Genomic DNA, 11,313 nt, shown 5'->3' on the forward strand with positions numbered 1-11,313 from the left:
CGCCCCGGCCGCGGTGCCTGCACCCGCCCCGGCCGAGGCCGGCAGCCAGGGCACCCCGCTGCCCGCCGGCGCGGCTCCGACCACCACCCCGGTGGTGGCACCGCCCGCCGCCTGAGGGCCCCTGCTGAGCTGAAAACAACGGCGCCCCGGTCCTTTCGGACCGGGGCGCCGTTGTCATCTGTCAGGTCGGGTCAGGAATGCGTGCTCCACCAGGCGTACAGATTGTCCAGGGTAGGTCCGCCCGGACGGCCCTGCGTCACCGCGAACAGCTGGGCGTCGAAGTTGGTCCACGCCAACATCGGATTGTCGTTCTGGATACCGCACATCAGCGTTCCGCTGACCTCGTGCAGCGAGGCGTTGTGCCGCCACGGCCCCGGCGACTGGATCCGGCCCGGGCAGTCCACCACCGTCGAGGTGGTCCCCAGGTCGTCGATGGCCGCCTTCAGCGCCGCGCTGTCCAACAGCAACGAGTAGGTCGCCGACATCGGACCACCGGGATCCCGGTTGACCGTGCAGGCGATGGTCGCCAGCGCACCCTCCAGCCGCGCCACCGGCTCGCAGGCACCCTGCGGGTAGCCCCTCGGCAGCGCCTTCATCAGCCGGGCGTTGGCATCCTCGCTCGGCTCACCAGACGGGGCGGCCGAAGACTCGGCGGCCACCGAAGTCTCCTGTGCGGCAGCCTCATCCGGTGACGAGGGCTTGAGCACGAAATAGGCGACCCCGGCACCGATGGCGATCACACCGACGGCGATCCCCACGATCGGCCCCACCTTCGGGCCACCGCGGGACGGCGGACGCGGGACGATCGGCGGAGGTCCTCCGCTTGAATTCCACGTGCTCACGCCACTCCCTCCTCAAGAACCCATCCGTAACACGCTAAGCGATGGACAGCGCAATTCCGTCCAGGATGTCGTGCTCGCTGACCACGAGTTCGCCGATACCGGCCCGCTCGGACATCACCCGGGCCAACTCCTGCACCACGATCGCGCCGCCGGCGATCACATCGGCACGCCCCTCGTGCATGGGTCCCAGCTCGAGGCGCTGCCGTGCGGTCATCCCCAGCAGATCCGAGCAGACGTCCAGCAGCGCGCCGAATCCGGTCCGGGACAGGTGAATCGCCGCCGGGTCGTATACCGGCAACCGGTGTGCCAGCGCGGCCAGCGTGGTGAAGGTGCCCGCCACCCCCACCCAGGTGTGCGCGCCCTCGACCGGGACCGCGCGCAGCGCCTCGTCGAGACGCTCGGCCACCACCGCGCGCGCCTGCTCTACCTCATCGGCCGTCGGGGGGTCGGTGTGCAGGCAACGCTCCTTTATCCGCACGCACCCGATGTTCGCCGAGAAGGACGCGCTCACCCCGTCTCCGTCGCCGAGCACCAGTTCGGTGGAGCCGCCCCCGAGATCGACCACGATGAACGGTGCCGCGGTCGGGTCGAGTTCACCGACGGCACCGCGGAAGGACAGTTGCGCCTCCTCGGTGCCGGTGATCACCTCGGCGACCGCCCCGTCGGCGACGGTCCCGAGCAACCGGGCGGTCATGGCGAAGAACTCGTCCCGATTGCCGGCATCGCGGGCCGCCGATGTCGCCACCATCCGCACCCGGGCCACCTCGTGCTCACGCATCAGCGCGACATAGTCGGCCAGCGCTGCCTCGGTGCGCGCCAAGGCTTCCGGGGCGAACTCGCCGGTCGCGTCGACCCCCTGCCCCAGCCGGACGATGCGCATCTCGCGGTGCACATCGGACAATCCGTCGGCACCGCCCTCGGCGATGAGCAGCCGGATGGAATTGGTACCGCAGTCGACCGCGCCGACCCTCACGTCCACACCTCACGATCCAGGATTCCGGCCATCGCCGGTTCGACGGCCAGTACCGCCAGCGCCTCGTCACCGAACGGGTTGACCCCCGGGCCCTTGGCCAGCGCGTGCGCCATCACGACGTGCAGGCATTTCACCCGGTCGGGCATGCCGCCGCCGGTGAAGTCGGTGCCCAACGGCTCGATGGCGTCCCGCTCGGCCAGATAGGATTCGTGCGCACGCCGGTAGGCGGCGGCCAGTTCCGGGTCTTCGGCCAGCCGTTCGGTCATCTCGCGCATCAAACCCGAGGATTCCAGCCGGCTGGCCGCCGCCGTCAGCGCCGGATGGGTCAGGTAGTACAGCGTGGGGAACGGGGTGCCGTCGGGCAGCTTGGGCGCCGTCTTCACCACGGCGGGTTCGCCGTTGGGGCAGCGGTAGGCGATCTCCAGGACACCGCGCGGTGCTCGCCCCAGTTGGCGGGCGACGGCGTCCAGATCGGCTTGGTCAACCACCGGCGGGTGCGGGGTCGGGCACCACGGGGGGTGCGGGCACCGGCGCGGGCGTGATCGCGGGCGTGGCGCCGTGCGGTGCGTCGGCGATGGTGTGCCACAACGAGGTGTACCAGGGGTCGGTGTTGACCGCGGTGGGCGCCTGCGGGCCGGCGTCGGGTTCCACCACCGCCGACGGTGGCAACTGCACCTGATACGGGATGTCACCGGGCATCACGAAGCCCAGTCGCTCGCGGGCCTGCGCGGCGATGAACACCGGATCGGCGAGCTTGATCTTCTGCTGCTCGAGATCGGCGATCTGTGAACGCAATTGTGCCTCAACCATTTTCAGCTGGTTCATTTCGGTGCGCTGGGCGAAGTAGGTGCGGACCGGCCCGGCGATGGTCAGCGTCAGCACACACACCACCGCGGCCAGGATCGCCGCCCGCCGGGCCGCCGACCCGAACCGCTGATCGGACTGCGCGTCGGTGGTCTCGGCGACCGAGCGGCGGATGGCCTCGGCGACGGTGTCCGGCGTCTCCGCCGGACCGGGCGCCTGCCGGGCCTCGCGGGCCTGCCGGCTCTCGATGGCCTTGGGTTCCCGACGCACCGACGACCCGCGCGGACGGCCCGCCCCACCCGCCTTGCCCGGCCTGCGGGCAGGGCCGCGGCTCGACTTCCGCTGCGGATCGGGCCGTTTCGCGTCGGGCATGAGCCGAAACTACTGGCTCGCAGGCGTGAACCGTGGGAAGGCCAGATCGCCTGCATAGCGTGCGGCGTCGCCGAGGGCTTCCTCGATGCGCAGCAGCTGGTTGTACTTGGCCACCCGCTCGCTGCGAGCCGGGGCACCGGTCTTGATCTGACCGCTGCCGACCGCCACGGCCAGGTCGGCGATGGTGGTGTCCTCGGTCTCACCGGAGCGGTGGCTCATCATCGTGCGGTAGCCGCTGTTGTGGGCCAGCGAGACCGCGTCCAGCGTCTCGGTGAGCGTGCCGATCTGGTTGACCTTCACCAGCAGCGCGTTGGCCGCACCCTTCTCGATGCCCTCTTCCAGGCGCTCGGGGTTGGTGACGAACAGGTCGTCACCCACCAGCTGCACCCGGTCGCCGATCGCGGAGGTCAGCGCCACCCAGCCGTCCCAGTCATCCTCGGACAGCGGATCCTCGATCGACACCAGCGGGTACGCGTCGAGCAGGCCGGCGTAGAACTCGGCCATCTGCTCGGCGCTGCGGGTCTCCTTCTCGAAGGCGTAACCCGTTCCCTGCGTGTAGAACTCGGTGGCCGCCACATCGAGTGCCAGCGCCACGTCGGAGCCCAGCTTCAGGCCCGCACCCTCGATGGCGGTGCCGATCAGGTCCAGCGCGGCCTTGGTGCCGGGCAGGTCCGGGGCGAAACCGCCCTCGTCGCCCAGACCGGTGGACAGACCCTGCTTCTTGAGCACCGACTTGAGCGAGTGGTAGACCTCGGCGCCCCAGCGCAGCGATTCCTTGAAGGTGGGTGCGCCGATCGGGGCGATCATGAACTCCTGCACGTCCACCCCGGTGTCGGCGTGCGCGCCGCCGTTGATGATGTTCATCATCGGCACCGGCAGGATGTGCGCGTTCGGGCCGCCCACGTAGCGGAACAGCGGCAGGCCGGCCGAATCGGCGGCCGCGCGGGCCACCGCCAGCGACAGGCCCAGGATGGCGTTGGCGCCCAGCCGCGACTTGTCCGGGGTGCCGTCCAGATCCAGCAGCGCCTGGTCGACCAGGCGCTGATCATCGGCGGACAGACCGATGACCGCCGGGGCGATCTCGTCGAGCACGGCCTCGACCGCCTTCTCGACGCCCTTGCCCAGGTAGCGGGGGCCGCCGTCGCGCAGCTCGACCGCCTCGTGTTCACCGGTGGACGCGCCCGAGGGCACCGCCGCGCGGGCAACGGTTCCGTCGATCAGGGCCACCTCGACCTCGACGGTCGGGTTGCCGCGCGAATCGAGGATCTCGCGGGCTCCGACCTGTTCGATGATGGGCACGGGTTCCTCCTGGAAATCGGTCTTGGGATGGCGTGCGGACGGTAAGAGCCTAGAGGTTGTGAATCAGCATGGCGTGATCAGAGGGGGTGGCCCTCGGCATAGGCGGTCGCCCAGTCACGCACACCGCGCGCGTACTGGTTGGACAGGTTGTAGGCGCGCAACGCCTCCATCCATCCGCGTGGGGTGGACAGGTCCTTGCCGCGCCAGCACAGGTAGCCGGCCGCCGACAGGGCCGCGTCGTCGAAGTTGTCCGGGCTGATGACGCCGTCGTTGTTGGCGTCCACCCCGTACAGCCGCCAGGTCTCCGGGATGAACTGCATGGGACCCATCGCCCGGTCCAGGGTCGGATCCCCGTCCAGCAGGCCCTGATCGGTGTCCAGGATCTGCATGTTGCCCATCGTCCCGTCCAACTGGACACCCCGAATGGGCGGGCGCACATCGCCATTGGCGGCGATCGTCGCCCCGTTGTAGGTGCCGTGGTGGCTCTCCACCATGCCGATGCCGGCCAGCGTGGTCCAGGCCAGATTGCACTTGGGGTTGACCACCTCGGCCACCCGCGCGGCATACGCGTAGGCCTGCAGCGCCTGCTCCGGGATGTCGACCTTCGGGGCCAGCTCGGCGGCCCACTCCCGCAGCTGGTCGGCGGGCCGGCCGTCGGCATTGGTGTCGATCGCCGGGACCGGGGCCCCGCGGGGTGGCGGGACACCGTCGGGGATGACCTCACCGCTCTGCCAGGAGCAACTGGACGCCAACAGCAGCAGCGCCGCCGCGAGCACCAGGGCCGCCCGTAACCAGCGGGCCCGCCAGAATGCGGCGAACGTGCGTCGCGGGGCCGACTGCACCGGATCGATGGTCGGCGCCGGGGAGGACACACTCCCAGCCCCACTCCGCACGTCCGACAAGGCACTCCCTCAAGGCAACGGGGGATTCCACACCCCCGAACAAGAGTAACGGTGGTGGCGACACGGGCAGTTGATCGCTCGTCTTGACCCAGGTATGCCTATCCAATCCTGGTCGAACATGTACTGTGCTCGAAGTCCCCCAAGGAGGTTCGATGACGCACCGTTTTGCCTGGCAGATCCCCGTTGTGGCAGCCGCCCTGATTCTCAGCGGATGTTCGGGCGGTGATTCGAACAACGGCGCAGAAAGCTCGACTGCCAGCGCCTCCTCGGGCGCGTCGACCAGCAGTTCGGCTGCCGCGGCGCCCAATCCGCTGACCGAGAAGGCGGCCGCCGAATACAAGGCCTACGCCGTCGCCCAGATCGACGAACTGGTCACCGCGGTGAAGGTGCTCACTGACGCGGTGCGCGCCGGCGACCTGAAGGCCGCCCAGGACGCCTATGCGCCCTCGCGAGCGCCGTGGGAGCGCATCGAACCGATCGCCGGGCTGGTCGAGGAGATCGACGGCAAGATCGACGCCCGCGTCGACGACTTCGCCGGTGTCGACGATCCCGAGTTCACCGGCTGGCACCGCCTGGAGTACCTGCTGTTCGAGAAGAACACCACCGAGGGCGGTGCACCGTTCGCCGACCAGCTCGACGCCGATATCGCCGAACTGAAGGCCCAGTTCCCGTCCGTCGAGGTCACCCCGGTGGACGTCTCCAACGGTGCCGCGGAACTGATCGAAGAGGTCTCCGAGGGCAAGATCACCGGCGAAGAGGACCGCTACGCCAAGACCGACCTGTGGGATTTCGACGCCAACGTCCAGGGCGCCCGCGACGCGATCGGCAAGCTGAACCCCGCACTGGTGGAGGCCGACCCGGCGCTGCTGGGCAAGATCGAGGCCGGCATCAACTCGGTGTTCGACACCCTGGGCCCGCTGCGCCGCGGTGACGGCTGGGTGCTGTTCTGCACCGAGAACGACCCGTACCCGTCGGCGCGCTGCCCCGAGGTCACCGTCACCCCCGAGGTGATCGACACGCTCAAATCCGAACTCGCGGGCCTTTCGGAGAACCTGTCCCAGGTCTCGGGAGTGCTCAAACTGCAGTGACGCGGATTTCTCGGCGCGGATTCGTCACCGGCGCCCTCGGAGCCGGTGCCGCAGCCGGTGCGGCGGCACTGGCCGGGTGCGCGCAGGACACCCCCGAGCAGCCGCAGAGCGCGCAGCGGTTCATCGACTTCGAGGGTGCCCACCAGACCGGCATCACCGCCCTGCCCATCCCGGAGCAGGGACTGGTGGCGTCGTTCAATGTGCACGCCCGTGACCGCGCCGAACTCCGGTCGACGCTGCAGGAGCTGACCGACGAGATCCGGGGCCTGATGGCCGGCCGCCCGCCCGAGCAGCGCGACCCGGCCTACCCGCCGGTGGACTCCGGAATCCTCGGCGAGCATCCGCCTGCGGACAACCTGTCCATCGTCGTCGGGGTCGGGGCCTCACTGTTCGACCGGCGCTTCGGGCTGGCCGACCGCAAGCCCCGCGAGCTGGAGACCATGCCGTTCCTGGCCAACGACCGGCTGGACCCGAAACTCTCGCACGGCGACATCTCGATCATCTTCGAGTCCGGCCACAACGACACCATGCAGTTCGCCCTGCGCCAGCTGATGCGCCGGACCCGCAGCGATCTGGTGTTGCGCTGGATGATCGACGGCTACGCCCGCGGCATCGGCGCCGGCAAGGCCGCCGAGGCGACCACCCCGCGCAATCTGCTGGGATTCAAGGACGGCACCGCCAACCTCGACGTCGCCGATGCGACCGTGATGGACCGGCACGTCTGGGTGGGGCCCGAGGACGTCGGCCCGGGCGGCGAACCCGAATGGGCGGTCGGTGGCACCTATCAGGCGGTGCGCATCATCCGGAACTTCGTCGAATTCTGGGACCGCACCCAGCTCGTCGAGCAGGAGGCGCTGATCGGCCGCGCCAAGGTCAGCGGCGCCCCGCTCGGGATGACAGGGGAATTCGACGACCCCGATTATGCGTCCGACCCCGACGGGTTGCGGATCAAGCTGAACGCGCACATCCGGTTGGCCAACCCCCGCACCCCGGAGACCGAGCAGAACCTGATCCTGCGCCGGGGATTCAACTACTCGCGCGGTTTCGACGGGGCGGGCCGGTTGGATCAGGGGCTGGCCTTCGTGGCCTACCAGCGCAGCCTGCGGAAGGGTTTCCTGGCCGTGCAGGAGCGGCTCAAGGGCGAACCGCTGGAGGAGTACATCATGCCGGTCGGCGGCGGCTTCTTCTTCGTGCTGCCCGGGGTGACCGGCGAAGACCGGTTCCTCGGCGATGCGCTGCTGGACTGAACGTCTACTAGCAGGCGTAGTAGAGTCCGCCTGGTGACGACGCCGACCGCACGCGCGCACGGGCTACGTGCCGTGCTCGTCGGCATCAGCGCGGCCGTCACCACCGTCGGCGCGCACGCCGCGGCCGCAGGCACCTTCCCCCATGGCGCCGCCCTGGTCGCCGCGCTACTGGTCTGCGCGACCGCCGGTGCCGCGGCCGGTTCCGTCACCGTCGCCAACCCGCACGCCCAGGTGGCCGTCCTGGCAGTTGCGCTCGGCGCGGCCCAGCTGCTCGGCCACCTCGTGCTCGCCGTGGCCGGCGGACACCACGGCGGCCTCGGGCTGACGCCGTCGATGCTCACCGCGCACGCCGCCGCCGCGGTGGTCCTCGGCATCGCGATCGCCGCCGTCGAGCATCTCTACCGGGTGTGCGCCTCGGTGCTGTGCTGGCTGCGCCTGTTCGCCGCCCGCACCGCTGCACCGACCGCGCCGCGAATCCGTCGGCGCACCAACAACGTTGTCGCCCAATCTGTTCTGCTGGCTCCCGGACTGGGCATGCGTGCCCCGCCGATGGGTGGCGTCGCGACCGCGTAGCGGTCCACACCATTGACCTCATGTACGCCCGCGGCCGAAAACCGGCCGGGGCGCTGTGTGCGTTCGCACCCACCCATCACCTTGAGCCGAAGGCTTCTCATGACCCTGCCCGACGACACCGTCGAATCCGCACCACCCACCGCCGAAGCACCCCGACGACACTGGCGCCCGTTCGTGCTGCGCCTGCACTTCTACGCCGGTGTGCTGGTGGCACCGTTCATCCTGATCGCCGCCCTCACCGGCGGGCTGTACGCGATGGCCCCCACCATCGAACGCGTCGTCTACAGCGACATCCTGACCGTCACCCCGTCCGGGCAGGCATTGCCACTGTCCGCACAGGCCGCCGCCGCACAGACCGCATTCCCGCAGTTGGCCATGGCCGGGCTGCGTCCGGCCGCCGAGCCCGGCGAATCCACCCGGGTGTACTTCGCCGACCCCGCCCTGGATGCGGAGCTGCAGCGGGCGGTGTTCGTGGATCCGTACACCGGCCGGGTTCTCGGCGACGAGGCCACCTGGCTGGGCTACCTGCCGGTGAGTACGTGGTTGGACGGCTTTCACCGCCATCTCAACCTCGGCGAACCGGGTCGCATCTACAGCGAGCTCGCGGCCTCCTGGCTGTGGGTCGTGGCACTCGGCGGGCTGGCGCTGTGGCTGACCAAGGCCGCGGGCGATCGGCGCCGGGGCCGGCAGGCGCGGATCTTCCGGGCCGGCGGCGGCAAGGGCCGTGCCCGCACCATGAACCGGCACGGCGCCACCGGCGTGTGGCTGCTGGCCGGACTGTTGTTCCTGTCGGCGACCGGCATCACCTGGTCCACCTACGCCGGAGCGCACGTCACCGAACTGCGCTCGGCGATGGAGTGGAAACGACCACAGCTGAACACCGACCTCACCCCGGCCGCCCCGGGCCGGGACGCCCACGGCGACCACGGCGACCACGGCGACCACGCCGGTCACGGCGCGTCGGCTGCCCCGGCCGGCGACCCGGCTGCGGTCAACTACGACGGGGTGCTGCGTGCCGCGGCCCGCGTCGGTGTGCACCCGCCCCTGGAGATCACCCTGCCCACCGAACCCGGCCAGGGTGTCGTGGTCACCGAGATCGACAAGCCCTACCGGCTGACCACCAACGCCGCGTCGGTGGATCCGGTGAACAACACCGTGCGCGGGTCGGTGGACTACTGGCGCGACTACTCGGGTGTGGCGATGCTGGCCGACTGGGGGATCCGCGGACACATGGGCCTGCTCTTCGGGCTGCTCAACCAGTTGCTGCTGCTCGGCATCGCGGTGGCACTGGTCGGGGTGATCATCGGCGGCTACCGGATGTGGTGGCAGCGACGACCCACCCGCGGATCGCGCTGGGCGGTCGGTCGGCCACCACTGCGTGGTGCGCTGAAGCGGTTGCCGCCGTGGGCCATCGGCGCGGTGGTGATCGGCGCGGGGGCGGTGGGCTGGTTCCTGCCCCTGCTCGGCGTCTCGCTGATCGCATTCATACTGCTGGATCTGGCCATCGGGTCCGCCACACTGCGCAAGGAGTCCGCCGATGCGTAAGCTGATGATTCTCGTTGCGGCCGTGCTGCTTTCGGCGTGCGGATCGCCCGCCGCCGACGAGCGTCCGATGGCCGAGCAGGTGTCGATCCACGATCAGTGGGCCGCCGCCACCGATGACGGCATGGCGGCGATGTTCGGGTCGCTGACCAACGACGGCGACCGCGAGGCGCGGATCACCTATGGCACCTCGCCCGCGGCGAACATCATCGAGATGCACGAGGTGGTGGGCGAGTCCGGCAGTAAGACCATGCGACCCAAGGACGGCGGATTCGTCATAGCCGGCGGCGGCAGTCACGACCTGGTCCCCGGCGGGGATCACGTGATGTTGATGGACCTCACCGGACCGCTGTCGCCGGGTACCGATGTCACCGTCACATTGGTCTTCGAGGACGGCTCCTCGCTGCCCGTCACCGCGCAGGTCCGCGATTTCGCCGGTGCCAACGAGGAATACCAGCCCGGCCACGGCAGCCATGGTTGAGGTGAACCGGCGGCGCCTGCTGACCGGGGGCGCCGCCGCGCTGGCCGCGGGCGCCGCGCTGACCCGGTGCGGCGCAGCACAATCCGCCACCGTCGAGGGCTTCGGTGGCGCCGTGGAGCCCTTCCACGGCGCCCACCAGTCAGGTATCGCCACGCCGGCGCAGGCGCACGCGTTGTTCGTCGCACTCGACCTGCGCGACGAGCCGGGACGTAGCCCGCGCGAGACGCTGACCGCGGTGCTGCGGTTGTGGAGTGCCGATGCCGCCCGGCTGACCCAGGGGCGCCCGGCGCTGGCCGACACCGAACCCGAGCTGGCGTTGCGGCCGGCCCGGCTGACGGTCAGTGTCGGTCTCGGCCCGGCGGTGTTCGATCGGATCGGGTTGGCGCACCGGAAGCCACCCACCGCGATCGACCTGCCGGCGTTCTCCACCGACCGACTGGAGCGGGCGTTCGTCGGCGGCGATGTGCTGCTGCAGATCTGCGCCGACGATCCGATGGTGGTCGCACATGCCAGCCGGGTGTTGCTCAAGAACGTGCGGGCGATGACCGTGCAGCGCTGGCGGCAGCGCGGGTTCCGCAATGCGCACGGCGCCGACGCATCCGGGTCCACCATGCGCAACGTGATGGGTCAGGTCGACGGCACCGCGAACCTGCGCACCCCTGCCGAGTTCGCCCGGCACGTGTGGGATGACGGGGCGGCCCAACCGTGGTTCGCCGGCGGGACCATCCTGGTGCTGCGCCGGGTGCGCGCGGAGCTGGACACCTGGGACGAGTTGGACCGGGCCAGCAAGGAATTCGCGGTGGGCCGCCGGCTGGACACCGGTGCACCTCTGACCGGAGCCCGGGAGGACGACGCGCCCGATCTGGCCGCCCAGGTCAACGGCATCCCGGTGATCCCGCCGAACTCGCATATCGCGCTGGCGCATCACCGCACCGAGGACGAGCGATTCCTGCGCCGGCCGTACAACTACGACGATCCGCCGCCGGCCGGGGTGACCACCGACAGCGGGCTGGTGTTCGCGTGTTACCTGGCCGACCCGGCGCGGCAGTTCGTCCCGGTGCAGGAACGGTTGGCGCAGGCGGATGCGATGAACCAGTGGATCACCACGGTCGGCTCGGCGACATTCGCCATGCTGCCCGGGGTGGCCGAGGGCGGCTGGCTGGGTCAGGGGTTGCTGGCCTGATCACGAG

General features: G+C 70.2%; 12 protein-coding genes. 6 read left to right on the forward strand and 6 right to left on the reverse strand.

What is annotated here, in order from left to right; genetic code table 11:
* Positions 1 to 191: 191 nt before the first annotated feature.
* From BST17_RS11345 to BST17_RS11370, 6 genes are all read right to left on the reverse strand, one after another.
* Positions 192 to 758 carry a hypothetical protein gene (locus BST17_RS11345; protein WP_133053539.1) on the reverse strand — a complete coding sequence of 189 codons (567 nt, stop codon included), beginning with the start codon at positions 756 to 758 and terminating at the stop codon, positions 192 to 194.
* A 118-nt stretch (positions 759 to 876) separates the two neighbouring features.
* A complete protein-coding gene (locus BST17_RS11350) occupies positions 877 to 1,815 on the reverse strand; it encodes a Ppx/GppA phosphatase family protein (protein ID WP_165762266.1) in 939 nt (312 codons plus the stop codon).
* Positions 1,812 to 2,303 (reverse strand): DUF501 domain-containing protein, encoded by a 492-nt coding sequence (locus tag BST17_RS11355; RefSeq protein ID WP_083057963.1) that lies wholly within the window; start codon positions 2,301 to 2,303, stop codon positions 1,812 to 1,814. The genes BST17_RS11350 and BST17_RS11355 overlap by 4 nt, the downstream gene beginning before the upstream one ends.
* Positions 2,296 to 2,991: an FtsB family cell division protein gene (locus tag BST17_RS11360; protein WP_083057964.1), complete on the reverse strand. Its 696-nt coding sequence runs from the start codon at positions 2,989 to 2,991 to the stop codon at positions 2,296 to 2,298. The genes BST17_RS11355 and BST17_RS11360 overlap by 8 nt, the downstream gene beginning before the upstream one ends.
* 9 nt (positions 2,992 to 3,000) lie before the next feature.
* Positions 3,001 to 4,290, reverse strand: a complete 1,290-nt coding sequence (gene eno, locus BST17_RS11365) for a phosphopyruvate hydratase (RefSeq protein WP_083057966.1) — start codon at positions 4,288 to 4,290, stop codon at positions 3,001 to 3,003.
* 77 nt (positions 4,291 to 4,367) lie between these two features.
* The gene (locus tag BST17_RS11370; RefSeq protein ID WP_083058260.1) at positions 4,368 to 5,132 is read right to left on the reverse strand and encodes a lytic transglycosylase domain-containing protein; all 765 of its coding nucleotides are present in this window, start codon (positions 5,130 to 5,132) and stop codon (positions 4,368 to 4,370) included.
* A gap of 212 nt (positions 5,133 to 5,344) precedes the next feature.
* On the opposite strand from BST17_RS11370, the gene BST17_RS11375 reads away from it, so the two are divergent.
* The 6 genes from BST17_RS11375 to BST17_RS11400 all read left to right on the forward strand — a co-directional run bounded on the left by BST17_RS11375 (position 5,345) and on the right by BST17_RS11400 (position 11,306).
* Complete coding sequence (locus BST17_RS11375; RefSeq protein ID WP_083057967.1) at positions 5,345 to 6,280, forward strand: EfeM/EfeO family lipoprotein; 936 nt, start codon at positions 5,345 to 5,347, stop codon at positions 6,278 to 6,280.
* Complete coding sequence (locus BST17_RS11380) at positions 6,277 to 7,527, forward strand: Dyp-type peroxidase (protein ID WP_083057969.1); 1,251 nt, start codon at positions 6,277 to 6,279, stop codon at positions 7,525 to 7,527. Before BST17_RS11375 ends, BST17_RS11380 begins: the two co-directional genes overlap by 4 nt.
* A 33-nt stretch (positions 7,528 to 7,560) precedes the next feature.
* Positions 7,561 to 8,100 (forward strand): hypothetical protein, encoded by a 540-nt coding sequence (locus BST17_RS11385; protein WP_083057971.1) that lies wholly within the window; start codon positions 7,561 to 7,563, stop codon positions 8,098 to 8,100.
* A gap of 99 nt (positions 8,101 to 8,199) precedes the next feature.
* Positions 8,200 to 9,645, forward strand: a complete 1,446-nt coding sequence (locus tag BST17_RS11390; RefSeq protein ID WP_083057972.1) for a PepSY-associated TM helix domain-containing protein — start codon at positions 8,200 to 8,202, stop codon at positions 9,643 to 9,645.
* Positions 9,638 to 10,123, forward strand: a complete 486-nt coding sequence (locus tag BST17_RS11395; protein ID WP_083057974.1) for a copper chaperone PCu(A)C — start codon at positions 9,638 to 9,640, stop codon at positions 10,121 to 10,123. The genes BST17_RS11390 and BST17_RS11395 overlap by 8 nt, the downstream gene beginning before the upstream one ends.
* A complete protein-coding gene (locus BST17_RS11400) occupies positions 10,116 to 11,306 on the forward strand; it encodes a Dyp-type peroxidase (RefSeq protein WP_083057975.1) in 1,191 nt (396 codons plus the stop codon). The genes BST17_RS11395 and BST17_RS11400 overlap by 8 nt, the downstream gene beginning before the upstream one ends.
* The last annotated feature ends 7 nt before the right edge of the window (positions 11,307 to 11,313 follow it).

This window comes from Mycolicibacterium bacteremicum, from assembly GCF_002086115.1.
GTDB lineage: Bacteria > Actinomycetota > Actinomycetes > Mycobacteriales > Mycobacteriaceae > Mycobacterium > Mycobacterium bacteremicum.